The sequence below is a fragment of the Streptomyces sp. YPW6 genome, from assembly GCF_018866325.1.
GTDB lineage: Bacteria > Actinomycetota > Actinomycetes > Streptomycetales > Streptomycetaceae > Streptomyces.
This window is the reverse complement of the sequence record NZ_CP076457.1, coordinates 1,746,488-1,772,494: the sequence shown is the minus strand read 5'-3', so window position 1 is coordinate 1,772,494 and position 26,007 is coordinate 1,746,488. Positions and strand designations below refer to the sequence as shown.

General features: G+C 71.4%; 24 protein-coding genes, 5 tRNA genes and 1 pseudogene. 22 read left to right on the top strand and 8 right to left on the bottom strand.

Translation table 11 applies throughout. The annotated features are described in order from the left end of the window. Positions 1–48 precede the first annotated feature (48 nt). Both KME66_RS07710 and KME66_RS07705 read right to left on the bottom strand, forming a co-directional pair. Entirely contained in the window at positions 49–471 is a 423-nt protein-coding gene (locus tag KME66_RS07710) for a roadblock/LC7 domain-containing protein (RefSeq protein ID WP_003966009.1), read from the bottom strand. Continuing rightward, positions 472–4,229, bottom strand: a pseudogene (locus tag KME66_RS07705) (nitrate- and nitrite sensing domain-containing protein). It lies immediately after the preceding gene. Between the two features lie 582 nt (positions 4,230–4,811). Between KME66_RS07705 and KME66_RS07700 the strand changes: the two are divergent. The 9 genes from KME66_RS07700 (at position 4,812) to KME66_RS07660 (ending at position 8,932) form a co-directional block, all read left to right on the top strand. After that, on the top strand, positions 4,812–4,991 hold the full coding sequence (locus KME66_RS07700; RefSeq protein ID WP_073213968.1) for a hypothetical protein: 180 nt from the start codon (positions 4,812–4,814) through the stop codon (positions 4,989–4,991). 258 nt (positions 4,992–5,249) lie between these two features. Beyond that, a complete protein-coding gene (locus tag KME66_RS07695; RefSeq protein ID WP_073213965.1) occupies positions 5,250–6,035 on the top strand; it encodes a fumarylacetoacetate hydrolase family protein in 786 nt (261 codons plus the stop codon). Continuing rightward, the gene (gene gltX, locus KME66_RS07690; RefSeq protein ID WP_216320408.1) at positions 6,028–7,542 is read left to right on the top strand and encodes a glutamate--tRNA ligase; all 1,515 of its coding nucleotides are present in this window, start codon (positions 6,028–6,030) and stop codon (positions 7,540–7,542) included. The genes KME66_RS07695 and gltX overlap by 8 nt, the downstream gene beginning before the upstream one ends. Before the next feature lie 97 nt (positions 7,543–7,639). After that, the gene (locus KME66_RS07685; protein WP_216320405.1) at positions 7,640–8,359 is read left to right on the top strand and encodes an HAD family hydrolase; all 720 of its coding nucleotides are present in this window, start codon (positions 7,640–7,642) and stop codon (positions 8,357–8,359) included. Between the two features lie 88 nt (positions 8,360–8,447). Beyond that, positions 8,448–8,519: transfer RNA gene (locus tag KME66_RS07680), tRNA-Gln, on the top strand. Between the two features lie 28 nt (positions 8,520–8,547). Further along, positions 8,548–8,620: transfer RNA gene (locus KME66_RS07675), tRNA-Glu, on the top strand. Positions 8,621–8,682: 62 nt separating this feature from the next. Next, a tRNA-Glu gene (locus KME66_RS07670) sits at positions 8,683–8,755 on the top strand. Between the two features lie 12 nt (positions 8,756–8,767). Next, a tRNA-Gln gene (locus tag KME66_RS07665) sits at positions 8,768–8,839 on the top strand. 20 nt (positions 8,840–8,859) lie between these two features. Further along, positions 8,860–8,932, top strand: a tRNA-Glu gene (locus tag KME66_RS07660). 186 nt (positions 8,933–9,118) lie between these two features. Here KME66_RS07660 and ndgR read toward each other — a convergent pair. Continuing rightward, a complete protein-coding gene (ndgR, locus tag KME66_RS07655; RefSeq protein WP_073213958.1) occupies positions 9,119–9,835 on the bottom strand; it encodes an IclR family transcriptional regulator NdgR in 717 nt (238 codons plus the stop codon). Positions 9,836–10,008: 173 nt separating this feature from the next. Between ndgR and leuC the strand changes: the two genes are divergently transcribed. The 4 genes from leuC to KME66_RS07635 all read left to right on the top strand — a co-directional run bounded on the left by leuC (position 10,009) and on the right by KME66_RS07635 (position 13,169). Beyond that, positions 10,009–11,436, top strand: coding sequence for a 3-isopropylmalate dehydratase large subunit (gene leuC, locus KME66_RS07650; RefSeq protein WP_216320402.1), 1,428 nt, complete (start codon positions 10,009–10,011; stop codon positions 11,434–11,436). 2 nt (positions 11,437–11,438) lie between these two features. Then, positions 11,439–12,032: a 3-isopropylmalate dehydratase small subunit gene (gene leuD, locus KME66_RS07645; protein WP_073213952.1), complete on the top strand. Its 594-nt coding sequence runs from the start codon at positions 11,439–11,441 to the stop codon at positions 12,030–12,032. A gap of 104 nt (positions 12,033–12,136) precedes the next feature. After that, entirely contained in the window at positions 12,137–12,364 is a 228-nt protein-coding gene (locus KME66_RS07640) for a hypothetical protein (protein WP_006127861.1), read from the top strand. A 142-nt stretch (positions 12,365–12,506) separates the two neighbouring features. After that, positions 12,507–13,169 carry an HU family DNA-binding protein gene (locus KME66_RS07635; RefSeq protein WP_216320399.1) on the top strand — a complete coding sequence of 221 codons (663 nt, stop codon included), beginning with the start codon at positions 12,507–12,509 and terminating at the stop codon, positions 13,167–13,169. 186 nt (positions 13,170–13,355) lie between these two features. Here KME66_RS07635 and KME66_RS07630 read toward each other — a convergent pair whose 3' ends face one another. Both KME66_RS07630 and cofC read right to left on the bottom strand, forming a co-directional pair. Then, positions 13,356–13,559: a hypothetical protein gene (locus tag KME66_RS07630; RefSeq protein WP_010062008.1), complete on the bottom strand. Its 204-nt coding sequence runs from the start codon at positions 13,557–13,559 to the stop codon at positions 13,356–13,358. A gap of 10 nt (positions 13,560–13,569) precedes the next feature. After that, entirely contained in the window at positions 13,570–14,256 is a 687-nt protein-coding gene (gene cofC / locus KME66_RS07625; protein WP_216329142.1) for a 2-phospho-L-lactate guanylyltransferase, read from the bottom strand. Positions 14,257–14,403: 147 nt separating this feature from the next. On the opposite strand from cofC, the gene KME66_RS07620 reads away from it, so the two are divergent. The 3 genes from KME66_RS07620 to KME66_RS07610 are packed head-to-tail and all read left to right on the top strand — an operon-like array spanning position 14,404 to position 17,373. Then, the gene (locus KME66_RS07620; RefSeq protein WP_216320396.1) at positions 14,404–15,156 is read left to right on the top strand and encodes a 1-acyl-sn-glycerol-3-phosphate acyltransferase; all 753 of its coding nucleotides are present in this window, start codon (positions 14,404–14,406) and stop codon (positions 15,154–15,156) included. Next, a complete protein-coding gene (locus KME66_RS07615; RefSeq protein ID WP_216320393.1) occupies positions 15,153–16,163 on the top strand; it encodes an NAD(P)H-dependent glycerol-3-phosphate dehydrogenase in 1,011 nt (336 codons plus the stop codon). Before KME66_RS07620 ends, KME66_RS07615 begins: the two co-directional genes overlap by 4 nt. Before the next feature lie 34 nt (positions 16,164–16,197). Beyond that, positions 16,198–17,373, top strand: coding sequence for a D-alanine--D-alanine ligase family protein (locus tag KME66_RS07610; RefSeq protein ID WP_216320390.1), 1,176 nt, complete (start codon positions 16,198–16,200; stop codon positions 17,371–17,373). A gap of 18 nt (positions 17,374–17,391) precedes the next feature. Here the strand turns inward: KME66_RS07610 and KME66_RS07605 are convergent, their stop codons facing one another. After that, positions 17,392–17,880, bottom strand: a complete 489-nt coding sequence (locus KME66_RS07605) for a DUF3515 domain-containing protein (RefSeq protein WP_216320387.1) — start codon at positions 17,878–17,880, stop codon at positions 17,392–17,394. 20 nt (positions 17,881–17,900) lie between these two features. Next, on the bottom strand, positions 17,901–18,134 hold the full coding sequence (locus KME66_RS07600) for an Lrp/AsnC ligand binding domain-containing protein (protein ID WP_216320384.1): 234 nt from the start codon (positions 18,132–18,134) through the stop codon (positions 17,901–17,903). A gap of 219 nt (positions 18,135–18,353) precedes the next feature. Between KME66_RS07600 and KME66_RS07595 the strand changes: the two genes are divergently transcribed. Together KME66_RS07595 and thiD are read left to right on the top strand one after the other, a co-directional pair. Next, the gene (locus KME66_RS07595; protein WP_073213931.1) at positions 18,354–19,334 is read left to right on the top strand and encodes a thiamine-phosphate kinase; all 981 of its coding nucleotides are present in this window, start codon (positions 18,354–18,356) and stop codon (positions 19,332–19,334) included. Between the two features lie 18 nt (positions 19,335–19,352). Beyond that, entirely contained in the window at positions 19,353–20,162 is an 810-nt protein-coding gene (gene thiD, locus KME66_RS07590) for a bifunctional hydroxymethylpyrimidine kinase/phosphomethylpyrimidine kinase (protein ID WP_073213929.1), read from the top strand. A 114-nt stretch (positions 20,163–20,276) separates the two neighbouring features. Here thiD and rpmB read toward each other — a convergent pair whose 3' ends face one another. Next, positions 20,277–20,462, bottom strand: coding sequence for a 50S ribosomal protein L28 (rpmB, locus tag KME66_RS07585; protein ID WP_073213927.1), 186 nt, complete (start codon positions 20,460–20,462; stop codon positions 20,277–20,279). A gap of 257 nt (positions 20,463–20,719) precedes the next feature. Here rpmB and KME66_RS07580 point away from each other — a divergent pair, with 257 nt between their 5' ends. The 4 genes from KME66_RS07580 (at position 20,720) to coaD (ending at position 25,943) form a co-directional block, all read left to right on the top strand. Then, positions 20,720–22,450: a DAK2 domain-containing protein gene (locus KME66_RS07580; protein WP_216320381.1), complete on the top strand. Its 1,731-nt coding sequence runs from the start codon at positions 20,720–20,722 to the stop codon at positions 22,448–22,450. Positions 22,451–22,499: 49 nt separating this feature from the next. After that, positions 22,500–24,707: an ATP-dependent DNA helicase RecG gene (recG, locus tag KME66_RS07575; RefSeq protein ID WP_178378883.1), complete on the top strand. Its 2,208-nt coding sequence runs from the start codon at positions 22,500–22,502 to the stop codon at positions 24,705–24,707. A gap of 145 nt (positions 24,708–24,852) precedes the next feature. Then, a complete protein-coding gene (gene rsmD, locus KME66_RS07570; protein ID WP_073213916.1) occupies positions 24,853–25,437 on the top strand; it encodes a 16S rRNA (guanine(966)-N(2))-methyltransferase RsmD in 585 nt (194 codons plus the stop codon). Between the two features lie 26 nt (positions 25,438–25,463). Further along, positions 25,464–25,943, top strand: a complete 480-nt coding sequence (gene coaD / locus KME66_RS07565) for a pantetheine-phosphate adenylyltransferase (protein WP_007448181.1) — start codon at positions 25,464–25,466, stop codon at positions 25,941–25,943. The last annotated feature ends 64 nt before the right edge of the window (positions 25,944–26,007 follow it).

The window sequence follows — 26,007 nt, the reverse complement described above, 5'->3', positions numbered from 1 at the left end:
GTGGGCATTACCTGGGGGGATCGTGTCGTGATTCCGCTGGACGGCCGCCTAGTGGAGCAGACTGCCTTGGAGCTCGGCGCGGAGATCGGGCGTGAGGACGGTGCCGGCACGGTCGACCAGGAGGGCCATTTCATACCCGACCAGACCGATGTCGGCGTCCGGGTGGGCCAGAACGGCCAGGGACGATCCGTCGGAGATGGACATGAGGAAGAGGAATCCCCGCTCCATCTCCACAACCGTCTGGCTGACGGCGCCGCCCTCGAAGATCCGGGACGCACCCGCGGTCAGCGAGGTGAGGCCCGAGGCGACGGCGGCGAGCTGGTCGGCGCGGTCGCGCGGAAATCCTTCGGACATCGCCAGCAGCAGGCCATCCGCGGAGACCACCACCGTGTGGGACACCCCTGGGGTGTTGTCCACGAAGTTCGTGATCAGCCAGTTCAGATTCTGCGCGGCCTGACTCATGGGGCTCAACTAACGCTCCTGCTGGTGAGTGGGGCCGAGATGGAAACTGCCGGTCTGCGAGCCGTTGTTGTTGGCCTGCCGACCCTGCTGGATGCCCCGGCGGAGATTGGTCAGACGACCGCGCACGTCATCGGGCGCGCGCGAAACCTGCGGTCCGGACTGGTGATTCTGCTGCTGTGCGGTCCCCGGAACCAAATTGGCGCGGGGAACACGGCGAGGCAGCCCGGAAGTGGTGACCCCGCCGGCGGCGGGCTTCTTGACCCGCTCGGCCTGGCGTACGAGTTCGTCGTTGGGCGAGGCCCGCCACGAGCTGGTGACCGAGGTGTCGGCGGAACCGCGCTGAGGCAGCGGCGGAACCGGCGCACCACCGGGCTCCGGAGCGGCCGGCGCCTGCGGTTCGGCGGGCGGCTGCTGGCCGCCCTGCCCCGGACCGTGGAACCAGTTCGTCTCCAGCGTGTCGTACAGCGGCGTGCGCCCGTCCCCGGGACCGGCCGGCGGCAGGGCCTCCGGCTGCTGGGGCTGCTGCGGGATCGCCGGACGGTACGGAGCCTCGCCCGCCGGGGAGGCGGACGGACGCGGCGCACCGAAGTCGTCGCCCCGCGGCGTGGGCAGCTGGTGCCCCTGGCCCTGCTCGGGCTGGTGCGGGACACCGAAGTCCGGGCGGGCGAACTGCGCGGTGCTCGCCGGGTCCTGGCCCTGCGGAGCCTGCTGCGGGTACAGGGGGTCCTGCGGAGCCATCTGGCCCGAGAAGTCCGGCCGGGCGAACTCGGAGGTCGCGCCGGGACCCTGGCGGTCACCCGACGGCCGCTGGTTCGACGGCGCGTCGAACGACAGGTCGTGGCCGGGGCCCGCCGGACGGGCGAACTGCCCCGTCGCGTCGTGCTCCTCGTGACCGCGCGGAGTGTCGGCGCCCCAGCTGGTGGTGCCGGGACGCTGCGACTGCGGGTTGCCCCCGGGCAGCTCGGCACGCGGCCCACCGGGCGGCGTCAGCTGGCGGCCGGGGCCGCCGGACTGCGGGAAACCGCCCTGCTCCTGGCGGCCCTCGGGCTGCTGCGCCCCGGGACCCTGCTGGTTCGCGTTCGGCCGGCCGTTCGGGCCCTGCTGGTCCTGCCAGCCGGACGGGCCCTGCTGGTTCTGCGGGGCGAACTGCCCCGGACGGCCGTTCTGCCCGGGGGCCGCCGGGGCGCCGTGCCCGAACAGGTTGGGCTGCGCGCCGTCGCCGCGGCCGGGCGCATCGCCCTGCGGGCCGCGGGCGCCGAGCCGGGCGCTGTTGCCGAAGGCCCCGGAGAGGCCGCCGCCCTGGCGCTGCGGCGCCGGGCCCTGGCCCGGAAGTCCTGGCCGGGGCCGCCGTCGTCCGGTCGGCCGCCGCCCTGCGGGCCTGCGGACGGCCGGCCGCGCCGTCCCGGCCGGCAGCGCCGCCGGGGACCCGCGCCGGCGCCGACCTGGCCGCGCTGCGCGCCGCCGAGGCTCTTGGCGCCCTGACCGCCCTGACCGCCCTGACCGCTGCCCAGCCCGGTGCGCTGGGCGTTGCCCGCACCGTTGCCGTTGCCGTTGCCTGTGAGGAGGCCGCCCGGCGCGCCGGACTGCTGGCCGGAGCCCTGCTTGGACGGGGGCTGCTTGCCGCCGTGCGCGACGTCGACGGGCAGCATGACCAGCGCGGTCGTACCGCCGGAGTCGGAGGGGCGCAGCTGGATCCGGATGCCGTGACGCAGCGACAGCCGGCCGACCACGAACAGACCCATGCGCCGGGAGACGGAGACGTCCACCGTGGGCGGCTGCGCGAGCCGCTCGTTGATCGCGGCGAGGTCCTCGGGGGAGAGGCCGATGCCGGTGTCGTGGATCTCGACCAGGACGCGGCCGTCGGGCAGCGCGTGGCCGGTGACCTTGACCTTGGTCTGCGGCGAGGAGAACGACGTGGCGTTCTCCAGCAGCTCGGCGAGCAGGTGCACGAGGTCGTTGACCACGCGTCCGGCGACCTCGGTGGCGGGCACCGCGGACAGTTCGATGCGCTCGTACTGCTCCACCTCGGACGCGGCGGCGCGGAGCACGTCGACCAGCGGGACGGGCCGGGTCCACCGGCGGCCCGGCTCCTCGCCCGCGAGGACGAGGAGGTTCTCGCCGTTCCGGCGCATACGGGTCGCGAGGTGGTCGAGCTTGAAGAGCGAGGACAGCTGGTCCGGGTCGGCCTCGCGGGACTCCAGCTCGGAGATGAGCGAGAGCTGGCGCTGGATGAGGCCCTGGGAGCGGCGCGAGAGGTTGGTGAACATCGCGTTGACGTTGCCCCGGAGGAGGGCCTGCTCGGCGGCGAGGCGGACTGCCTCGCGGTGCACGTCGTCGAAGGCCGCGGCCACCTGGCCGATCTCGTCCCGGGAGTGCACGCCGACCGACTCGACGGAGGTGTCGACGTCCTGCGGGTCGGTCTCGGAGAGCTGCTTGACGAGCTCGGGCAGCCGGTCCTGGGCGACGCGGGTGGCGGTGTCCTGGAGGCGGCGCAGGGACCGGATCATGGAGCGGGCCACCACGAAGGCGCCGACGAGCGAGACGCCGAGCACGATGAGGATGACCGCACCGTTGATGATCGCGTCGCGCTGGGAGGCCTGCCGCAGCTCACGGGCCTTGGCCTCCATGTCGCTGAGGAGGGTGGCCTCGATGGTCTCCATGGCCTTGATCTTGATGGTGCTCTGGTCGTACCAGTCCAGGTACGACCGGACCTGCTTGCCCTCGATCCCGTTCGTGGTGTCCAGGATCCGCTTGGCGTACATGTTCCCGGCGTTGATCTCCGGGTTGCCGTTGTCCAGGGGCGCCATGAGCTCTTCGGCGCTCTGCCCGGTCGTCGCGTAGATCTGCTTGAACGACGTGAGGGCCCGGGACTCCTTGGCGAGCGCGTTGGAGCCGAACTGCCGGTCGTTCGGGTTGAGGTGCGGCTCCTTGACCGAACCGCCGGGCAGCGCCGCGGCGATGATCGCGCGCTGGACCGAGGCGTACTCCTTGGCGGAGGAGAACGCCGCCAGGGCCCGGGTCCGCTTGATCATGTCCGGGTTGTTGGTCGCCTGCGCCATGTCCTGCGAGAGGCTCAGCAGCGAGGTGATCAGCTGGCTGTACTGGTCGATCGTGTTGAGACTCGGCGTGCCCTCTTCGTACGCCGTCTTGCGGATCGTACGGATGGTGCCGAGCTGCGAGGCGATCGACGAGATGCTCGCGTGGATGCTCTCCAGCGACTCGTCGCCCTGGGTGTCGCCGATCGAGTCGGTCTCGTCCAGGAAGGCGTTCTTGGCCCGGTCGGTCTTGTCCCGGGGGCCGGTGACCTTGTAGTCGGTGGGCTTGGACTTGTTCGACAGCGGACCGGCCGACTGGTCGCGCTCCACCTGGAGTTCCCGCGCGAGCGTGGTCGCCTGCTTGGTCATCTTCGTCAGCAGCTGCATGTGCTCCAGCTGCTGCATGTCGGTCATCGACTCCTGGATCCGCAGACCGCCGAGGCTGGTCGCGGCGACCACCGGGAGGGCGAGGAGCGAGACCAGTCGCGTGCTGATGCGCCAGTTACGGAGCGCTATTCGCGAGCCCGTGTCGACCGGGCCGCGCGGCTGTGCGGCCGTGTCCGGCTCCGCACCGCTCGTCGTGGAGCCCGGGCGCTGCGCACGGTCGCTGTTGTCGCCGGCGGCGGCCGGCCCGGGGTTCTGGGCGTGCTGGGGCGAGGAACCGCGGTCGGTCCCGCCGCGCGGCTCCTGTTCCGCCGGAGCGCTGCCATCCCTCTTGAAACGTCCCTGCACTAGCGTCGCAACCTCTGGACCAGGCGTTCCGTCCGCGCGTGCGAACAGAACGGTGTCGGCGTCGTGGGGCGCTGGACGCGCCCCATGGTGGTCGTGTGAGTGACCGGCGTACTTCCCCCTCCCGCCGCCACTCGGCGCTGCGTTGCGCCCCTGCGCGCCGGCCTGAAACCCGCGGCGGTGCGTGGAATTCCAGCACAGTGCAGGATCTCCAACAAGGCCCATGTACCGGGCTGTGACCTGCGTGACACGTTGTGATGAACGAGTAACAAGCAGTGGAGAGTGATCGTGGGTAAAGCGGACTATTGCGGATCTCTTGCCTAGGGGTGGGGGGTGTCCCAGTCGCCATGATCAGGAGCGGAATGGTGGATTCAGTGCCGCAATGTCCGTTTCCTGGATCGCGATCCACGGCCCGAAATGGGTCAATTGTCGATTAGTTCGTGAGCAAACTCACATGATGATCGTCGCCTCATCCCGGCTCCGGCAGGGAATCGGATGTTTAGCCTGACGCTTTACAGGGATGGCGAATCCGACAAGCCGGCGCCGCCACGAGCGGTGCCCTCACCGACAGGGTCCTGACGGCAGATGAAGACGACGATGTTCCGCAACATTGCCAACCCCCGGCGCACCACGCTGGCGCACCTCGAGAACGCCGAAGCGCTGCAGACGCCCCTGGCGCCGGAGCACGCCGCCGACCTGCCCAACGTCACGGCCAACCCGCGCCGCACCATCCTCATGGAAGCCCCGGCCGCGGTCGCCCAGTAGCCCACCGGGGAACGCGCGAGGCTGGGCCCCCTCACGGAGCCGGCGCCTCGCCCGGCCCGGACCGCCCGTCGCGCCGCCCGGTACGCACGCTCGCGGCGTTGGCCGAAGGCCCTGGTGGCGGAGCTACCAGGGCCTTCGGCCGCCCTGCGATCGCGCGCCCGGGACGACGCTCCTCATCGGGGCGATCCGGGCCGGGCGAGGCGCTAGCCTGGAGCGTCAGTCTTCAGCCAGCCAGCAAGTGAGGGGCGACAGCATCCCGTGCGCATCGCCAGGTTCTCCATCGACGGCAATGTCGCCTTCGGCGCCGTCGAGGGGCAGGGCACCGTGGAATCCGGTGACCTCGTCCTCGACATCATCAAGGGCATTCCGTACGCCGACTTCGAGCTCTCGGGCACCAAGGTCCCGCTGAACAAGGTCCGGCTGCTGCCCCCCGTGCTCCCCAACAAGGTCGTGGCCGTCGGCCGCAACTACGCGGAGCACGCCGCCGAACTCGGCCACGGGGTCCCCGAAGCGCCGATCACCTTCTTCAAGCCCACCACCTCGGTGATCGGCTCCGGCGACGCGATCGAGTACCCCTCCTTCTCCGAGGAGCTCCACCACGAGGCCGAGCTGGCCGTGGTCATCGGCCGCATGTGCCGCGAGGTGCCCCGCGAGCGCGTGCGTGACGTCGTCTTCGGCTACACCTGCGCCAACGACGTCACCGCCCGCGATGTGCAGAAGCGCGAGCAGCAGTGGGCCCGCGCCAAGGGCTTCGACACCTCCTGCCCGCTGGGCCCCTGGGTGGAGACCGGCGTGGACCCCCACGACCTCACCATCCAGGCGACGGTCAACGGCGAGCAGCGACAGCTCGGCCGCACCAGCGACATGGTCCGCTCCATCGAGGACCTGGTCGTCCACATCACGGAGGCGATGACCCTCCTCCCGGGCGACGTCATCCTCACCGGCACCCCCGCAGGGGTCGGACCCCTGCACGTCGGCGACGAGGTCGCCGTCACCATCGAAGGCATCGGCACTCTCACCAACAAGGTGATCAAGCGTGGCTAACGCATCTGTCTCCCCGCTCCCGGCTCCGCTCGGCGAGGGGAGGACCCCCCGGGTCCGTTTCTGTCCCTCCCCGACCGGCAACCCCCACGTGGGCCTGGTCCGGACGGCCCTGTTCAACTGGGCCTTCGCCCGGCACCACCAGGGCACCATGGTCTTCCGGATCGAGGACACCGACGCCGCGCGCGACTCCGAGGAGTCCTACGAGCAGCTGCTCGACTCCATGCGCTGGCTCGGCCTGGACTGGGACGAGGGCCCCGAGACCGGCGGCCCGCACGCTCCCTACCGCCAGTCGCAGCGGATGGACCTGTACAAGGACGTCGCCGAGAAGCTCCTCGCCGCCGGGTACGCCTACCCCTGCTACTGCACCACCGAGGAGCTGGACACCCGCCGCGACGCCGCCCGCGCCGCCGGGAAGCCGTCCGGTTACGACGGCCACTGCCGTGACCTGAGCGCCGAGCGGAAGGCCGCGTACGAGGCCGAGGGCCGCACCTCGATCGTCCGCTTCCGGATGCCCGACGAGGCCATCACCTTCACCGACCTGGTCCGCGGTGAGATCACCGTCCAGCCGGAGAACGTCCCCGACTACGGCATCGTCCGCGCCAACGGGGCCCCGCTCTACACCCTGGTCAACCCGGTCGACGACGCGCTGATGGAGATCACCCACGTCCTGCGCGGCGAGGACCTGCTCTCCTCCACCCCCCGCCAGATCGCCCTCTACCGGGCGCTCGTCGAGCTGGGCACCGCCAAGGACACCCCCGCCTTCGGCCACCTGCCGTACGTCATGGGCGAGGGCAACAAGAAGCTCTCCAAGCGCGACCCGCAGGCCTCCCTCAACCTCTACCGGGAGCGCGGCTTCCTCCCCGAGGGCCTGCTGAACTACCTCTCGCTGCTCGGCTGGTCGATCGCCGAGGACCGCGACATCTTCTCGATGGACGAGCTGGTCGCCGCGTTCGACATCGCGGACGTCAACGCCAACCCGGCCCGCTTCGACCTCAAGAAGGCCGAGCACGTCAACGCGGAGCACATCCGCATGCTGGACGTGAAGACGTTCACCGAGGCCTGCGGCCCCTGGCTGAAGGCCCCCTTCGCGCCCTGGGCCCCCGAGGCGTTCGACGCGGAGAAGTGGACGCGGATCGCCCCCTACGCGCAGACCCGCGTCACGGTGCTCTCCGACATCACCGACAACGTCGACTTCCTCTTCCTCGACGAGCCGGTGGACGACGAGGCGTCCTGGACCAAGGCGATGAAGGGCGACCCGGTCGCCCTGCTCACCACGGCCCGCGCCCACCTGGAGGCGGCCGACTGGAGCGACCCGGAGTCGCTGAAGAACGCCGTCCTGACCGCCGGTGAGGCCCACGGCCTCAAGCTCGGCAAGGCCCAGGCCCCGGTCCGCGTCGCCGTCACCGGCCGCACGGTGGGCCTGCCGCTCTTCGAGTCCCTGGAGATCCTGGGCCGTGAGAAGAGCCTGGCCCGCGTGGACGCCGCGCTGGCGAAGCTGGCCGGATAAGCGGACCGGACACCTCCGAGGAGGGCCGCGGCCGACCGGCCGCGGCCCTCCTCGTTTTCCCCTCCGCGGCGGCCCGTCGGCGGCTACCGTGAGATCCATGCCGATCCGCGCCGTGCTCTGGGACATCGACGACACGATCTTCGACTACGCGGGTGCCGACCGCACCGGCATGCGGCAGCATCTGGAGCTCGCGGGCCTTCCCGAGACGTACGCATCGGTCGACGCGGCCCTCGACGCCTGGAAGGCGATCACCGTCCGCCACTGGGCGCGCGTCGCCGCCGGTGAGACGGACTTCCTCGGGCAGCGCCGGGACCGGGTGCGGGAGTTCCTCTCGCGCGTCATGACGGACGCCGAGGCCGACGACTGGTCCGCCGGCCATGTGACCCACTACGAGGCCGCCTGGGCGCTCTTCCCGGACGTGCTGCCGACCCTGGACCGCCTGGTGCCGCACTACCGCCACGCGATCCTGTCCAACTCCAGCACCGGTCACCAGCACCGCAAGCTCACCACGCTCGGCGTCCGGGACCGGTTCGAGGCGATGGTCTGCGCCGTGGAGCTCGGCATCTCCAAGCCGGAGGCCGGCGCCTTCCACGCGGCCTGCGAGGCGCTCGCGCTGGAGCCGCACGAGGTCGCGTACGTGGGCGACGAGCCGGACATCGACGCGAGCGGAGCCGTCGCCGCCGGGCTCACCGGCATCTGGCTCGACCGGCAGGGCAGGGGTGGACGCTCCGATCTGGTGCGGATCACCGGCCTCGACCAGCTGCCGGGCCTGCTGGCAGGCGATACCCGTTTTGGAGCGCCGGACACCTTCGGGTAATGTTCTTTCTGCGCCGCCCGAGCGGGCCGAAAGATCCGGCCGGGAAGCGCAGACAGAAGTGAAGCCCCCACCAGGGGTTGCATTTCAGTGGGCTATGGTGTAATTGGCAACACTACGGTTTCTGGTACCGTCATTCTAGGTTCGAGTCCTGGTAGCCCAGCGCAGTACAAGCAAGACCAGCAGGACAAGCCCCCGTTGTGTAGCGGCCTAGCACGCTGCCCTCTCACGGCAGTAGCGCCGGTTCGAATCCGGTCGGGGGTACAGATCCTTCCCGCGAGAGCACCATGGGTCGCACCCATCGCTCTCGATGCAGGATCGCCAGGGCCCCCGTTGTGTAGCGGCCTAGCACGCTGCCCTCTCACGGCAGTAGCGCCGGTTCGAATCCGGTCGGGGGTACGAGTATCACCATGGGCTATGGTGTAATTGGCAACACTACGGTTTCTGGTACCGTCATTCTAGGTTCGAGTCCTGGTAGCCCAGCGCAAGTCAGCAGTAACCACGCCCCCGTTGTGTAGCGGCCTAGCACGCTGCCCTCTCACGGCAGTAGCGCCGGTTCGAATCCGGTCGGGGGTACAACACAGCAGTAGGCAAAGGCCCTTCACTTCGGTGAGGGGCCTTTGTGTTGTGCGGTGACCCAGGTGCCCCTTGCCAAGTCCCGCGCGCGGCAGCGAAGTTGCGGGCGCGGCGAGTGGAGGGGGCCGCCACGACGCTGGGGCGGCCTGCTGGAGAGGGGGAGGAGAGGGGGAAGCGCGGGCGCGGTCAGCCGCTGCGGCGCAGGGCCTCGGTCAGCCGTGCCGCCGAGTCGATGACCGCCTGGGCGTGCAGCCGGCCCGGGTGACGGGTCAGCCGCTCGATCGGCCCGGAGATCGAGACCGCGGCGACCACCCGGTTCGACGGGCCGCGCACCGGGGCGGAGACCGAGGCGACGCCCGGCTCCCGCTCGCCGATCGACTGGGCCCAGCCCCGCCGCCGTACGCCGGAGAGCGCCGTCGCCGTGAACCGGGCGCCCTGGAGGCCGCGGTGCAGGCGCTCCGGCTCCTCCCAGGCCATCAGGATCTGCGCGGAGGAGCCCGCCTTCATCGTGAGCGTGGAGCCGACCGGCACCGTGTCCCGGAGTCCGGACAGCCGTTCCGCCGCCGCCACGCAGATGCGCATGTCGCCCTGCCGGCGGTAGAGCTGTGCGCTCTCGCCGGTGATGTCGCGCAGGTGGGTGAGCACCGGTCCGGCCGTGGCCAGCAGGCGGTCCTCGCCCGCCGCGGCTGCCAGTTCCGACAGCCGGGGGCCGAGAATGAACCGGCCCTGCATGTCCCTCGCCACCATCCGGTGGTGTTCCAGTGCCACGGCCAGACGGTGGGCCGTGGGCCGTGCGAGCCCGGTCGCCGCGACCAGCCCGGCGAGGGTGGCCGGACCGGACTCCAGGGCGCTCAATACCAGAGCTGCCTTGTCGAGAACGCCGACGCCGCTAGAGTTGTCCATACGACGATACTCCCGTCTCACTCTGTGAAACGCAAGTTCAATTTTCGGCGGAAGTTGCGAACCTGGGGACGCGGCCGCACAACGGCTCGTAGCCACCGCCCCGCACGGGGGTCCGGACGGAGGCGCACCGATCTCTAGTTGGGCCGGCGAAGACGCCGGCCGGAGGGAAAGCGATGGGTAGGACACTCGCGGAGAAGGTCTGGGACGACCATGTTGTCCGGCGCGCCGAGGGCGAGCCCGATCTTCTCTTCATCGATCTGCACCTGCTGCACGAGGTGACCAGCCCGCAGGCCTTCGACGGACTGCGGCAGGCCGGACGCCCGGTGCGGCGCCTCGACCTCACCATCGCCACCGAGGACCACAACACCCCGACCCTCGACATCGACAAGCCGATCGCCGACCCCGTCTCGCGCGCCCAGCTGGAGACGCTGCGCAAGAACTGCGCGGACTTCGGCGTCCGGCTGCACCCGCTGGGCGACGTCGAGCAGGGCGTCGTGCACGTGGTCGGCCCCCAGCTGGGGCTGACCCAGCCCGGCACCACCGTGGTCTGCGGCGACTCCCACACCTCCACGCACGGCGCGTTCGGGGCGCTGGCCTTCGGCATCGGCACCAGCCAGGTGGAGCACGTCCTGGCCACCCAGACGCTGCCCCTGGCCCGCCCGCGGACCATGGCCATCACGGTCGAGGGCGAACTGCCCGACGAGGTCACCGCGAAGGACCTGATCCTGGCGATCATCGCCCGGATCGGCACCGGCGGCGGCCAGGGCTACATCCTCGAATACCGCGGCTCCGCCATCGAGAAGCTCTCGATGGAGGCCCGGATGACCATCTGCAACATGTCGATCGAGGCGGGCGCCCGCGCCGGCATGATCGCCCCCGACGCCACGACCTTCGACTACCTCAAGGGCCGCGACCACGCCCCGCAGGGCGAGGACTGGGACGCCGCCGTCGCGTACTGGAAGACTCTGCGCTCCGACGACGACGCCGTGTTCGACGCCGAGGTCGTCATCGACGCCGCCCAACTGGCGCCGTTCGTCACCTGGGGCACCAACCCCGGTCAGGGCGCGCCGCTGTCGGCCAGCGTCCCCGACCCGGCTTCGTACGAGGACGCCTCGGAGCGCCACGCGGCCGAAAAGGCCCTGGAGTACATGGGGTTGACCGCGGGACAGCCGCTGCGCGAGATCAGCGTCGACACCGTCTTCGTAGGTTCGTGCACCAACGGCCGTATCGAGGACCTGCGCAACGCGGCCTCGGTCCTGGACGGCCGCAAAGTCGCCGACGGGGTACGGATGCTGGTCGTCCCCGGCTCGGTGCGGGTCGCGCTCCAGGCCGTTTCCGAGGGTCTGGACAAGGTCTTCACCGAGGCCGGCGCCGAATGGCGGCACGCGGGCTGCTCGATGTGCCTCGGCATGAACCCCGACCAGCTGGCCCCCGGCGAGCGCTCCGCCTCCACCTCGAACCGCAACTTCGAGGGCAGGCAGGGCAAGGGCGGCCGCACCCACCTGGTCTCGCCCCAGGTCGCCGCCGCCACCGCGGTGCTGGGCCGTCTGGCCTCGCCCGCCGATCTGTCCGACGCCCGTACCCCCGCCGGAGTCCGATAGCCATGGAAGCCTTCACCACGCACACCGGCCGGGTCGTCCCGCTGCGCCGCAGCAACGTCGACACCGACCAGATCATCCCCGCCCACTGGCTGAAGAAGGTCACCCGCGACGGGTTCGAGGACGGCCTCTTCGAAGCCTGGCGCAACGACGAGAGCTTCGTCCTCAACCGCCCCGAACGCGCAGGCGCCTCGGTCCTGGTCGCCGGCCCCGACTTCGGTACGGGCTCCTCCCGCGAACACGCGGTCTGGGCCCTGCAGAACTACGGTTTCAAGACGGTCATCTCCTCCCGCTTCGCCGACATCTTCCGGGGCAACTCGCTGAAGAACGGCCTGCTCACCGTGGTGCTGGAGCAGAAGGTCGTCGACGCCCTCTGGGAGCTGACGGAGGCCGACCCGACCGCCGAGGTGACCGTCGACCTGGAGGCCCGCCAGGTCCGCGCCGACGGGATCACCGCCGCCTTCGAGCTGGACGAGAACGCCCGCTGGCGCCTGCTGAACGGCCTCGACGACATCAGCCTCACCCTTCAGAACGAAGCGGACATCGCCGCGTACGAGGCGGCTCGGCCCGCCTTCAAGCCGCGTACCATTGCCGCCTGAGCAGCGCTTTTCCAGGACTGCGCCCCCTGCCTCCCGGCAGGGGGCGCAGTCGCTTGTTGAGACCCCGTCGGGCGACAACTCGCCCCAGATGGCACAATCGGTGCATGGAACGCGACAGCCAACTCAAGCTCTACGGCCAAGTCGCCGACCAACTGAAGGAAGCGCACGCGAAGGTGCGTGCACTGCAAGTCCCGGAGGGCGTACGGATGGCGCTGACCCGGAAGCTGCTGGTCGTCACGGCCGCGGCGAAGCACGATCTCCCGGACGCGGCAAGGCGTCTGGACCGTTTGATGAAGGACCTCGACGAGGGCCGATTCCCCGAAGGTGACTGACACGTGGAACTGCGCATCGGTCGACTTCGTTGCGGCACTAGGGTGATTAGCCCGTTTCGTGTTTGATTTGCGGTATATATCTGCCTAACGTGCGAAAAAGCTTGAACACTTTCGTTCTGGCAATGTCTCCGAAGGGGAAGACGTGAACAAGGCGCAGCTCGTAGAAGCGATTGCCGACAAGGTCGGAGGCCGTCAGCAGGCCGCGGACGCCGTCGACGCGGTGCTCGACGCGATCGTCCGTGCCGTGGTCGCCGGGGACCGTGTCTCGGTCACCGGCTTCGGCTCGTTCGAGAAGGTCGACCGCCCCGCGCGGTACGCCCGCAACCCGCAGACGGGTGAGCGGGTCCGGGTCAAGAAGACCTCGGTCCCCCGCTTCCGCGCGGGCCAGGGCTTCAAGGACCTGGTGAGCGGCTCGAAGAAGCTCCCCAAGAACGACGTGGCCGTCAAGAAGGCCCCCAAGGGCAGCCTCTCGGGCGGATCTTCCGCCGCCCGTACGACGGTGAAGGCCGCCGCCGCCAAGAAGTCGGCCGCCAAGAAGGCCACGGCGAAGAAGGCCACCGCCAAGAAGACCACCGCGACGGCGAAGAAGACGACCGCGGCAGCCAAGAAGACCACGGCCAAGAAGACGACCGCGACGGCGAAGAAGACGTCCGCGGCCGCGAAGAAGGCGACCCCGGCCAAGAAGGCCACGGCCACCGCCAAGAAGACCGCGCCCGCCAAGAAGGCCACGGCGAAGAAGGCGCCCGCCAAGAAGACCACGGCGCGCAAGACCACGGCCAAGAAGGCCACCGCACGGAAGAAGTGAGCCCCGGGCACCCGCTCGCTCCTCACGACGCGCCGGGCCGGGCTCCCCTCCGGGGGAGCCCGGCCCGCGGGCTGTCCGGGCCCGGTGCGGCCCGGCGCCTGCCGCCGGACGGCCGCCTGCCGCGCGAGGACGCCTGTTCGAGGGCCGGGGCCCCGGGGGAGTCCGGCCGGAACACCGGGGGCCGGCTCAGAACGTCTGCAGCGTCACCAGCGTGATCCGCAGGGCCGCCCCCTCGCCCTCGCCCTCGATGCGCACCCGCTGCCCCGGGCGCAGCAGCAGCAGACCGCCCGCGTCGAAGGCCGCGGCGTCGAACTCCACCGGGGTGCCGTCGTCCAGCAGCACACTGCCGCCACGGGTCTCGGGGTCGTACGTGTACGAGGTCGCCTGCATGGGCGGCAGCCTATCGGTCACGGGCAAAGGCGGGCACGGCCGCGAGCCGCGCCGTGTGCGGTCCCACCCCCAGGGCCAGGGCCACCCGCAGGTCCTCACCCGTATCCACGTCCCGGCGCACCGAGTCGACACCGGACAGCGGTATTTCCACCGCCCCCGACGCCCGGTGCCGGGACCCGGACGGACCACCGAAAGCCGGACGGAATTCCGCGCCGCTGGTGGCGGCCAGAAATGTCGTACCGATTCCCGCCGCGTCCCGGAGAAAAGCGCTGGGAAAAGCGGAGGCAAAATCGAGCACCCGCGCCAATTCGCCGGCCCGCAGCGCAGGCAGATCCGCGTTGAGCGCGGCCACCGCGGCGGCGGGCCGCACGGCGCGCGCCGAGCGCGCACCGTGCGCGAGCGCGGCGTTGAGCCCGGCCCCCGGAGCGTCCGGCACGATCCGCGCCCCGAGCGCCGAGAGCGCCGCCGCGGCCACGGCGTCGTCCGTGACGACCACCACATCCCGCACCCGCGGACAGGCCAGCGCCGCCGCCACCGTGTCCTGGGCGAAGGCCAGGGCCAGCAGGGGGCGCGCATCCTCGCCCGCCGCCCGCCCCAGGCGGCTCTTGGCCCGGGCGAGCGGCTTCAGCGGAACGACCAGGGACCAGGTCCCGGCCGGATCGGTGTTCGTGGCGATCTCCCCCTCCGTACGCGTCAGGACTTATTCTCGCCTGCCGGTACGACAACCCGGAGGCCCGCCGCCGGGGGTGAGGCGTACGGTGTTCTCGACAGAGCAGGGCCCTGGGGCCAGACTTGACCGTCAGTAGCCAGGCAGCAGATTGAAATCCGTAAGGAAGGTATCCACGTGTCCCGCCGCAGAATCGGCTTCTGGTACCGCCTGGCGGCGGTCATCGCCAAGCCGCCACTGGTGGTTCTGTTCAAGCGCGACTGGCGGGGGATGGAGAACGTTCCGGCCGACGGCGGATTCATCAGCGCCATCAACCACAACTCCTATCTGGACCCGCTCTCCTACGGTCATTTCCAGTACAACACCGGGCGGGTGCCCAGGTTCCTGGCGAAGGCCGGCCTCTTCCGCACCCCGTTCGTCGGGATGATGCTGCGCGGCACCGGCCAGATCCCCGTCTACCGCGAGACCACCAACGCCCTGGACGCCTTCCGCGCCGCCGTGGAGGCCATCGAGCGGGGCGAGTGCGTCGCCTTCTACCCCGAGGGCACCCTGACCCGCGACCCCGGCATGTGGCCGATGGCCGGGAAGACCGGGGCCGCCCGGGTCGCCCTGATGACCAAGGCGCCCGTCATCCCGGTCGCCCAGTGGGGCGCGAACGAGGTGATGCCGCCCTACGCCAAGGAGAACAAGCTCCGCCTGTTCCCCCGCAAGACGCTGCGGGTGCAGGCCGGACCGCCCGTCGACCTCAGCCGCTTCCACGGCCTGGAGCCGACGCCCGAGGTGCTCCGCGAGGCGACCGAGGTCATCATGGCCGCGATCACGCGCCAGCTGGAGGACCTGCGCGGCGAGCAGGCGCCCGCCGAGCCCTACGATCACCGCAAAGCCCGTGCTGAACAACGGCGCAAGGCCCAGGGAAAGGGATCCACGTGACGCACCCCGTAAAAGCGGCCGTCTTCGGAACCGGCTCATGGGGTACGGCCTTCGCCGTGATCCTCGCCGACGCGGGCTGCGACGTCACCCTCTGGGGCCGTCGCGCCGAGGTCGCCGAGGCCATCAACACCACGCACACCAATCGGGACTACCTCCCGGGCATCGCGCTCCCCGACTCCGTCCGCGCCACCACCGACGCCGCCGAGGCCCTGCGCGGCGCGGAGTTCGCCTTCCTCGTCGTGCCCTCCCAGACGCTGCGCGCCAACCTCGCCGACTGGGCCCCGCACCTGGGGCCGGACACCGTCCTGGTCTCCCTGATGAAGGGCGTCGAGCTGGGCACCGCCGAGCTGATGAGCGAGGTGATCGCGGACGTCACCAAGGTCTCCGCCGACCGCATCGCCGTCGTCTCGGGCCCCAACCTGGCCAAGGAGATCGCGGAGCGCCGCCCCGCCGCGGCCGTCGTCGCCTGCTCCGACGAGTCCGTCGCCCAGCGCCTCCAGGCCGCCTGCCACACCGCGTACTTCCGCCCGTACACCAACACCGACGTGGTCGGCTGCGAGCTCGGCGGCGCCGTGAAGAACGTCATCGGCCTCGCCGTCGGCATCGCGGACGGCATGGGTCTCGGCGACAACACCAAGGGTTCCCTGATCACCCGGGGCCTCGCCGAGACCACCCGACTGGGTCTGGCCATGGGCGCGGACCCGCTGACGTTCTCCGGGCTCGCCGGTCTGGGCGACCTGGTGGCCACCTGCTCCTCGCCGCTCTCGCGGAACCACACCTTCGGCACCAACCTCGGCCGCGGCATGACGCTCCAGGAGACGATCGCCGTCACCAAGCAGACCGCCGAAGGCGTCAAGTCCTGCGAATCGGTCCTCGACCTGGCCCGCAGGCACGGCGTCGACATGCCCATCACCGAGACGGTCGTCTCGATCGTCCACGAGGGCAAGTCGCCGGTCGTCGCGGTCAAGGAGCTGATGTCGCGGAGCGCCAAGGCCGAGCGACGCTGACGCCGCTCTTACCAGCAGGTACGCTCATCGCGATATGAGCAGCGAGAACCTCCCCCAGAGCCCTGAGCACGCCGAGAGCCCTGAGCCGCACCGCCGCAAACCCCGGGTGGCTGTCGTGTTCGGCGGGCGCAGCTCCGAACACGGCATCTCGGTCGTCACGGCCGGCGCCGTCATGAAGGCCATCGACCGGACGAAGTACGACGTCCTGCCGATCGGCATCACGACGGACGGCCGCTGGGCGCTCACCGCCGACGAGCCCGAACGCATGGCCATCATCGACCGCAAGGTCCCCGACGTGGACCGGCTCACCGAGTCCGCCGAGGGCAGCGTCGTGCTCTCCGTCGACCCGGGCAGCCGCGAGGTCGTCTACACCGAGCCCGGCGCGGTGCCCAAGGCGCTGGGCGAGGTCGACGTCGTCTTCCCCGTGCTGCACGGCCCGTACGGCGAGGACGGCACCCTCCAGGGACTCCTCGAACTCTCCGGTGTGCCCTACGTCGGCGCGGGTGTCCTCGCCTCCGCCGTCGGCCAGGACAAGGAGTACATGAAGCGCGTCTTCATCTCCTACGGGCTGCCCGTCGGCCCCTACGAGGTCGTCCGGCCCCGCGAGTGGGACAACGACCCCGCCGCCGCCCGCAAGCGGATCGTGGACTTCGCCGGCGAGCACGGCTGGCCGCTGTTCATCAAGCCCGCCCGCGGCGGCTCCTCGATGGGAATCACCAAGGTCGACGACCTCTCCGGCCTCGACGCGGCGATCGAGGAGGCCCGCCGCCACGACCCGAAGTTCCTCGTCGAGTCGCTCCTGCGCGGCCGGGAGATCGAGTGCGGCGTGCTGGAGTTCGAGGACGGCCCGCGCGCCAGCGTGCCCGCCGAGATCCCGCCGGTCACCGCGCACGACTTCTACGACTTCGAGGCCAAGTACATCGACTCGGCCACGGGTCTGGTGCCGGCGCCGCTCACCGAGGAGCAGACCGCCGAGGTGCGGCGGCTCGCCGTCGCCGCCTTCGACGCGGTCTCCTGCGAGGGCCTCGTGCGCGCCGACTTCTTCCTCACGGAGGACGGCACCTTCGTGATCAACGAGATCAACACCCTGCCGGGCTTCACCCCGATCTCCATGTACCCGCGCATGTGGCAGGAGAGCGGTGTGAGCTACCCGGAACTGGTCGACCGGCTGATCCAGGCCGCGTTGACCCGCTCCACCGGACTGCGCTGACCGGGCCGGGGGCGGGACTCAGAACTTCCCGGGCACCGTCTTCGCGACGGGGCCGGCGAACGAGGCCAGCGGCGTGATGTCGTGGGCGTACGTCGAATCCAGCGTGACCTCGACGTACGCCTTGCGGTACGTGGTGGTGAACCGCGGACCGGAGCCTTCGGGCTGCTCCAGCATCCACTGCACCCCGTCCGCCTCGACCCCCTCGGACTGCGGGTCGTCCATCTTCGCGGGCCGGGGGACCCCGCAGCGCAGTACGATCGCCCCGTCCCCCCAGCCGGCGGTCAGCTCCGAATCGGGGGAGGGGTCACTGCGTTCCAGTTCGAGGATCGTCTCCGGCAGTTCCTCGTGCAGGGCTTCGCAGTACGCGGCGGCCTCCTCGGACGGTGTGGGAACCGGTACCGAGGGCCGGGCGTCGCTGAGGGAACAGCCCGCCGCGGCCAGCACGAGCACGGCAGCGGACGGACCGAGGAATATCGAGCGGGGGGAACGGCGGGCGGATGACGTCACCGGCCCAGCCTAGACGGGGGTCAGAGGTGGACGACCGGGCAGGTCAGGGTCCGTGTGATGCCTTCCACCTGCTGCACCTTGGCGACCACCATGCGGCCGAGCTCGTCGACCGTGTCCGCCTGGGCCCGCACGATCACGTCGTACGGACCGGTGACGTCCTCTGCCTGGATGACTCCCGGAATCCTGGAGATGGTCTCGGCGACGATCGACGCCTTGCCCACCTCGGTCTGAATGAGGATGTACGCCTGTACCACGGAACCTCCAGGGCGGCCACGAGGATCATGTGGGGGAAAGGGACGCCACGTTATCGCGTCGCCGCGGGCCGCGGGGAGACCTACGGGCCGGATGACGCCCACAGCGTGGCGTACAGGGCGCAGAAGTTGACGTATCTCTTGACGGTACCGACAGCACAGACGGCTCGCGACCGGGGGCCCGGACGGGTGTCCGGGGCGATAAAGGAGAGGTGAGACTCGGTGAAGGGAACCGTGGGCGAGTTGGGGGAGTTCGGGCTCATCAGGGAGCTCACGTCCCGGCTCACCACCACTCCGGCGGTACGGCTGGGGCCCGGCGACGACGCCGCGGTCGTGGCCGCCCCCGACCGCAGGGTCGTGGCCAGTACGGACATCCTGCTGGAAGGGCGGCACTTCCGCCGCGACTGGTCGACGGCGTACGACGTCGGCCGCAAGGCCGCCGCCCAGAACCTCGCCGACATCGCGGCGATGGGCGCCGTGCCCACCGCGCTGCTGCTCGGCCTCGTCGTCCCCGCCGAGCTTCCCGTCACCTGGGCCGCCGAGCTGATGGACGGACTCCGCGACGAATGCCAGGTGGCGGGCGCGGCCGTGGTCGGCGGCGATGTGGTGGGCGGCGACACGATCACCGTCTCCATCACCGCACTCGGCGACCTGCGCAACCACGAACCGGTCACCCGGGGCGGCGCCCGCCCCGGTGACGTCGTCGCGGTCACCGGCTGGCTCGGCTGGTCCGCGGCCGGCTACGCGGTGCTCTCCCGCGGTTTCCGCTCGCCCCGCGCCTTCGTCGAGGCCCACCGCCGCCCCGAACCGCCGTACCACGCGGGACCGGCGGCCGCCGGGCTCGGCGCCACCGCGATGACCGACGTCAGCGACGGGCTCGTCGCCGACCTCGGACACATCGCGGAGGCCAGCAAGTGCCGCATCGACCTGCGCTCCGGGCTCATCGACATCCCCTCGCAGATGTCCGACATCGGCCAGGCCGTCGGCGTCGACCCGCTCCAGTGGGTGCTGACCGGGGGCGAGGACCACGCGATCGTGGCGACCTTCCCGCCCGACGCCAAGCTCCCCGCCCGCTGGAAGGTCATCGGCGAGGTCCTCAATCCCTCCGCCCTGCCCCAGGTCACCGTCGACGGCGCCCCCTGGACCAGCAAGGGCGGCTGGGACCACTTCGGCTCGATCGAGGACGTCCACCCGCCCCGGTGACCGTTTAGATTGCTGCGTATGCCCCTACGTACCGCGATACCGCCCCGTGTGCTCACCGTCGCCGGATCCGACTCCGGCGGCGGTGCGGGGATCCAGGCCGACCTGAAGACGATGCTCGCCCTCGGCGTGCACGGCATGAGCGTGCTCACCGCCGTCACCGCACAGAACTCCCTCGGCGTCCAGGGCGCGTGGGAGCTTCCGGTGGACGCCGTACGCGCCCAGTACCGCAGCGTCGTCGACGACATCGGCGTCCAGGCCGTGAAGACCGGCATGCTCGCCTCCGCCGCGCTCGTGGAGACCGTCGCCGAACTCCTCGCCGGAACCGACGCCCCCGTCGTCGTCGACCCGGTCGGCGTCTCCAAGCACGGGGACGCACTGCTCGCCGCCGAGGCCCTCGACTCCGTACGGTCCGCACTGCTCCCCGTTGCCACCGTCGCCACCCCGAACCTCGACGAAGTGACCCAGCTCACCGGCGTCCGGGTCACCGACGAGAGCGGGATGCGCCGGGCCGCCGGACAGATCCTCGGCTTCGGACCGCGCTGGGTCGTCATCAAGGGCGGCCATCTGCCCGGGGAGGCGGTGGACCTGCTCACCGACGGGAGCGCGGAGCACTGGCTGCGCGCCCCCCGGCACGACAACCGCCACACCCACGGCACCGGCTGCACGCTGGCCTCCGCCATCGCCTCCGGGCTCGCGCTCGGGATGGACGTCCCCACGGCGGTCCAGGGTGCGAAGACCTACGTCACCGGCGCGATCGAGGCCGGCTTCCCGCTCGGCGGCGGCATCGGCCCCGTCGACCACGGCTGGCTGACCCGCCCGGCCGGCTGACGACCCGCTTGCGGGCACGGAGCCCGGGCACCGCGATCCGGGCACAGCAAAAAGCCGGTCCACCGAGGTGGACCGGCTTTTTGGGCAACCGGAGGCTGCGCTACGACGGGGACGTCAGCGCGCGACCTTGCCGGCCTTGATGCACGAGGTGCAGACGTTGAGCCGCTTCGGCGTCCGACCGACCACGGCACGCACGCGCTGGATGTTGGGATTCCAGCGACGAGACGTACGGCGGTGCGAGAACGAAACGCTCTTGCCGAAGCTCGGCCCCTTGCCGCAAACGTCGCAGTTGGCAGCCACGGGTCACTCCAAAGACTTCAGATGCACTTACAGTGAATTCCGGCGCGCCGGAATCAGTTGGACTGAAGTGGCGGTACCGGGGGAATGTCCCGACTCTCATCGGGCAACCGGAGCAGCATACAACGCCTGCTTCGGAGATACGAAATTACCACGGTTCGGCCGCCCGCCCTCCCGCCCCCTCTCCCTGCCGGGCCCCCGGCAGGCGGGCTAACCTGCGGTGCAGCCCGTCTCCACGGCCGCTTCAAGGAGGACCATCGGTGCCGCAGCTCCCCGACGACCTGGACGCCGTCGCGGTACGCACGTGGTGCTCACTGGCCCTGGAGGCACTGGGCCGGGAGCGCGCGGAGATCGACGCGATCAACGTCTATCCCGTGGCCGACGGGGACACCGGCACCAACCTCTACCTGACCGTCGAGTCCGCGGCCGCGGCCGTCGAAGCGGTCTTCGCGGCCCATGAGACCGGCACCACCGCACCCGCCACCGCCGACGCCGTACGCGCCATGGCGCACGGCGCCCTGATCGGCGCCCGCGGCAACTCCGGCACGATCCTGGCCCAGCTGCTGCGCGGTATGGCCGGGGTACTGGCCGACGGAGGCGACGCCGCTCATCTGCGCCTCGCCCTCACGAGCGCCGCCGACGCGGCCCGGCAGGCCGTGGCCCACCCCGTCGAGGGCACCGTGCTCACCGTCGCCGCCGGGGCCGCCGAGGCCGCCCGGGGTGAGGACCCCGGTCTGAGCACCGTCGTCACCGCCGCCTACGAAGGTGCGCGCGCCGCCCTGGCCCGCACCCCCGACCAGCTGGCCGTCCTCGGCCGGGCGGGCGTGGTCGACGCCGGGGGCCGGGGGCTGGTGGCGGTGCTGGGCGCGCTGGTGGAGACGGTGACCGGGCAGGCTCCCGTACGGACGCCCCGCACCGCCTCCGGTCACGCCGCGAAGGCCCCCGTGACCGTGGACGGGGGCTCCGTCGTGGGGCTGCCGGTGGGCGGCACCCCGGTGGAGGGAGTCACGGAAGGCGGCCTTCCCGCGGACGCTCCGGGGGACGGGCCGCCCGGCTGCCCCGAGGACGGGGGCGCCGGGCCCGCCTTCGAGGTGATCTACCTCCTGGAGGCCCACGACGAGCAGGTGGCCCGGCTGCGCACCCGGCTCGACGCGCTGGGCGACTCCCTGGTCGTGGTCGGCGGCGACGGCCTCTGGCACGTCCACGTCCACGTCGACGACGCCGGGGCGGCCGTCGAGGCGGGCGTCGAGGCCGGGCGGCCGTACCGCATCCGGATCACCCACTTCGCCACCGAGAGCGGCCACGACGTCCGCGTCCAGGCCGAACCCGCCCAGCGCGCCGTCGTCGTCGTGGTGCCCGGCGACGGCCTGGCCGGGCTCTGCACCGAGGCCGGCGCCACCACCGTGATCGCCCGCCCCGGCGAACCGCCCGCCAGCGGCGAACTCGTCGACGCCATCCGCCGCGCCCACGCCCGCGAGGTGGTCCTGCTGCCCAACGACGCGGCCCTGCGCCACACCGCGGCGGCCGCCGCCGAACAGGCCAGGACCGAGGGGGTGCGGGTCGCCCTCGTCCCCACCCGCGCCGCCGTCCAGGGCATCGCCGCGCTCGCCGTCCACGAGCCCGGCCGGGGCTTCGACGAGGACGTGGTCGCCATGACCGCCGCCGCCGGGGCCACCCGCTACGCGGAACTGGCCGTCGCCGAGCGCCAGTCGTGGACCATGGCCGGCATCTGCCAGGCCGGGGACGTCCTCGGCCTGATCGACGGCGACGTGGCCGTGATCGGCGCCGACGTCCCGGGCACCGCCCGCACCGTGCTCGACCGGATGCTGGCGGCGGGCGGCGAACTGGTCACCCTCGTCCTCGGCGAGGACGTCCCCGACGCGCTGGCCGACGCGCTGGAGGCGCACGTACGGGAGGGCCATCTCGCCGTGGACACAATGGTCTACCGGGGCGGCCACCAGCGGGCGCCGCTGCTGATCGGCGTCGAGTAGCGGGTTCGCCGCCGCGCCCGGCGGACAGCTGTCAGTGCCGTGGTGTGCAATGGATCGCGTGTCCTCGTTCGATGAACCCCTCAAGAAGCTGCTCGGCGGAGCCACCGCGAAGGTGATGGCCGAACACCTCGGCCTGCACACGGTCGGGGACCTGCTGCACCACTACCCGCGGCGGTACGAGGAGCGCGGCAAGCTGACCGCGCTCGCCGACCTCCCGCTGGACGAGCACGTCACGGTCGTCGCCCAGGTCGCCGACGCCCGCATCCTGATGTTCAACAACGGCCGGGGCAAACGCCTGGAGGTCACCCTCACCGACGGCAGCGGCCGCCTCCAGCTCGTCTTCTTCGGCCACGGCGTCCACAAGCCGCACAAGGAGCTGCTCCCCGGCCGCCAGGCGATGTTCGCGGGCAAGGTCTCCGTCTTCAACCGCAAGATGCAGCTGGCCCACCCCACCTACCAGCTGCTCGACGCCTCCGACGCCGACGAGGCCACCGAGGCCGTGGACGCCTTCGCCGGGCGGCTGCTGCCGATCTACCCCGCGTGCAAGCAGCTCGACTCCTGGCGGATCGCCAAGGCCGTGGACGCCGTCCTGCCCAGCGCCCGGGACGCGGTGGACCCGCTGCCCGCCGCCCTGCGCGAGGGACGCGGCTTCACCCCGCTGCCCGAAGCCCTGCTCAAGGTGCACCGGCCGCAGACCAAGGCGGACATCGAGGACGCCAAGGCCCGGCTCAAATGGGACGAGGCGTTCGTCCTCCAGGTCGCCCTGGCCCGCCGCCGGTACGCCGAGACCCAGCTGCCCGCCGCCGCCCGCCGGCCCGTCGCGGACGGCCTGCTGGACGCGTTCGACGCCAAGCTGCCCTTCACCCTCACCGAGGGCCAGGAGAAGGTCAGCAAGGAGATCTTCGACGACCTGGCCACCGAGCACCCGATGCACCGCCTCCTCCAGGGCGAGGTCGGATCGGGCAAGACCATGGTGGCCCTGCGCGCCATGCTCGCGGTGGTCGACGCGGGCGGCCAGGCCGCGATGCTCGCCCCCACCGAGGTCCTCGCCCAGCAGCACCACCGCTCGATCACCGAGATGATGGGGGAGCTGGCCGAGGGCGGCATGCTGGGCGGCTCGGACCGGGGCACCAAGGTCGTCCTGCTCACCGGCTCCATGGGCACGGCCGCCCGCCGTCAGGCCCTCCTCGACCTGGTCACCGGCGAGGCCGGGATCGTCATCGGCACCCACGCCCTCATCGAGGACAAGGTCCAGTTCCACGACCTGGGCCTGGTCGTCGTGGACGAACAGCACCGCTTCGGCGTGGAACAGCGCGACGCCCTGCGCTCGAAGGGCAAGCAGCCGCCCCACCTCCTCGTCATGACCGCCACCCCCATCCCCCGTACGGTCGCGATGACGGTCTTCGGCGACCTGGAGACCTCCGTCCTGGACCAGCTCCCGGCCGGCCGCTCCCCGATCGCCAGCCATGTCGTCCCCGCCAAGGACAAGCCCCACTTCCTCGCCCGCGCCTGGGAACGCGTCCGCGAGGAGGTCGAGAACGGCCACCAGGCGTATGTGGTCTGCCCCCGCATCGGGGACGACGCGGACGAGGCCGGGGGGAAGGCCGCCAAGAAGAAGGCCGCCGAGCAGGATCCGGACAAGCGCCCGCCGCTCGCCGTCCTGGAGATCGCCGACGAGCTGCGCGGGGGCGCGCTGGCCGGGCTGAGCGTCGAGGTGCTGCACGGCCGTATGCACCCCGACGAGAAGGACGACGTCATGCGCCGGTTCGCCGCCGGGGACGTCGACGTCCTGGTCGCCACCACCGTCATCGAGGTCGGCGTCAACGTCCCCAACGCCACCGCCATGGTGATCATGGACGCCGACCGCTTCGGCGTCTCCCAGCTCCACCAGCTGCGCGGGCGGGTCGGCCGGGGCTCCGCCCCGGGCCTCTGCCTGCTGGTCAGCGAGGCCCACGAGGCGAGCCCCGCTCGCGCCCGCCTCTCCGCCGTCGCCGCCACCCTCGACGGCTTCGAGCTCTCCCGGATCGACCTGGAGCAGCGCCGCGAGGGCGATGTGCTGGGCCAGGCCCAGTCCGGGGTGCGCTCCTCGCTGCGGATGCTCGCCGTCATCGATGACGAGGAGGTGATCGCGGCGGCCCGCGAGGAGGCCGTGGCGATCGTCGCCGCCGACCCGGAGCTGGAGCACCTGCCGGAGCTGCGCACGGTGCTGACCGCCCTGCTGGACAAGGAGCGCGAGGAGTATCTGGACAAGGGGTGAGCCCCGGGGCCGCCCTGCCGGTGCGGGGCGTACGCCATATCGTGGACGCACGGCCCGCGCCCGTACGCGCGCCTCCGGCGTTGTTCATCGGGGGTGCCCGTCGGTGCGGCCCCCGCACGCCCCCGACCCCGAGGACCCCACACCCATGACCCGCGTGATCGCCGGCTCGGCCGGCGGACGCCGCCTGGCCGTCCCGCCCGGCACCGGTACCCGCCCCACGTCCGACCGCGCGCGCGAGGGCCTCTTCTCCACCTGGCAGGCGCTTCTGGGCACCCTGGAGGGGGCCCGGGTCGCCGATCTGTACGCCGGATCCGGCGCCGTCGGCCTCGAAGCGCTCTCCCGCGGCGCGGTCCACGCCCTGCTCGTGGAGGCCGACCCGAAGGCCGTCCGCACCGTCCGCGACAACGTCCGCACCCTCGGCCTCCCGGGCGCCGAGGTCCGTACCGGCAAAGCCGAGCAGATCGTGACAGGCCCGGCGCCCGCCGACCCGTACGACATCGTCTTCCTCGATCCGCCGTACGCCGTCACCGACGACGATCTTCGCGAGATCCTGCTCACACTCCGCGCTCAGGGGTGGCTGGCGGACGATGTGCTCGTCACCGTGGAACGCAGCACCCGGGGCGGAGAATTCGGCTGGCCCGCCGGATTCGAGCCACTGCGGTCCCGTCGGTACGGCGAGGGGACGCTTTGGTACGGTCGCGCCGCCGCTACGTGCGAAGACGCACGATGACCGGACCGGAGAGCGAGGGAATCACAGTGCGCCGCGCCGTCTGTCCGGGGTCGTTCGACCCCATCACCAACGGACATCTCGACATCATCGGACGAGCCTCGAAGCTGTACGACGTGGTGCACGTGGCGGTGATGATCAACCAGTCCAAGAAGGGGCTGTTCACCGTGGACGAGCGGATCGAGCTGATCCGTGAGGTCACCGCCGACTTCGGCAACGTCGAGGTGGAGTCCTTCCACGGGCTGCTGGTCGACTTCTGCAAGCAGCGGGAGATCCCGGCGATCGTGAAGGGCCTGCGCGCCGTCAGCGACTTCGACTACGAGCTGCAGATGGCCCAGATGAACAACGGCCTCTCCGGCGTCGAGACGCTCTTCGTGCCGACCAACCCGACGTACAGCTTCCTGTCGTCCTCGCTGGTCAAGGAGGTGGCGACCTGGGGCGGCGACGTCTCCCACCTGCTGCCGCCGACCGTCCACGAGGCGCTCGTGAAGCGGCTCGGCGAACGCTGAGGCGCTGACGGGCCGTCACCAGGTGTCGGGCGGCGGCCGACTGGCCTTACAGTCGTCCCGTCCG

Coding starts and splice junctions, on each gene's coding strand:
- KME66_RS07640 (WP_006127861.1), top strand. CDS start 12,137: ATGGAACGCGACAGCCAACTCAAGCTCTACGGCCAAGTCGCCGACCAA.
- rsmD (WP_073213916.1), top strand. CDS start 24,853: ATGACCCGCGTGATCGCCGGCTCGGCCGGCGGACGCCGCCTGGCCGTC.
- recG (WP_178378883.1), top strand. CDS start 22,500: ATGGATCGCGTGTCCTCGTTCGATGAACCCCTCAAGAAGCTGCTCGGC.
- ndgR (WP_073213958.1), bottom strand. CDS start 9,835: ATGGACAACTCTAGCGGCGTCGGCGTTCTCGACAAGGCAGCTCTGGTA.
- KME66_RS07630 (WP_010062008.1), bottom strand. CDS start 13,559: ATGCAGGCGACCTCGTACACGTACGACCCCGAGACCCGTGGCGGCAGT.
- KME66_RS07700 (WP_073213968.1), top strand. CDS start 4,812: ATGAAGACGACGATGTTCCGCAACATTGCCAACCCCCGGCGCACCACG.
- KME66_RS07685 (WP_216320405.1), top strand. CDS start 7,640: ATGCCGATCCGCGCCGTGCTCTGGGACATCGACGACACGATCTTCGAC.
- leuC (WP_216320402.1), top strand. CDS start 10,009: ATGGGTAGGACACTCGCGGAGAAGGTCTGGGACGACCATGTTGTCCGG.
- thiD (WP_073213929.1), top strand. CDS start 19,353: ATGCCCCTACGTACCGCGATACCGCCCCGTGTGCTCACCGTCGCCGGA.
- leuD (WP_073213952.1), top strand. CDS start 11,439: ATGGAAGCCTTCACCACGCACACCGGCCGGGTCGTCCCGCTGCGCCGC.
- KME66_RS07610 (WP_216320390.1), top strand. CDS start 16,198: ATGAGCAGCGAGAACCTCCCCCAGAGCCCTGAGCACGCCGAGAGCCCT.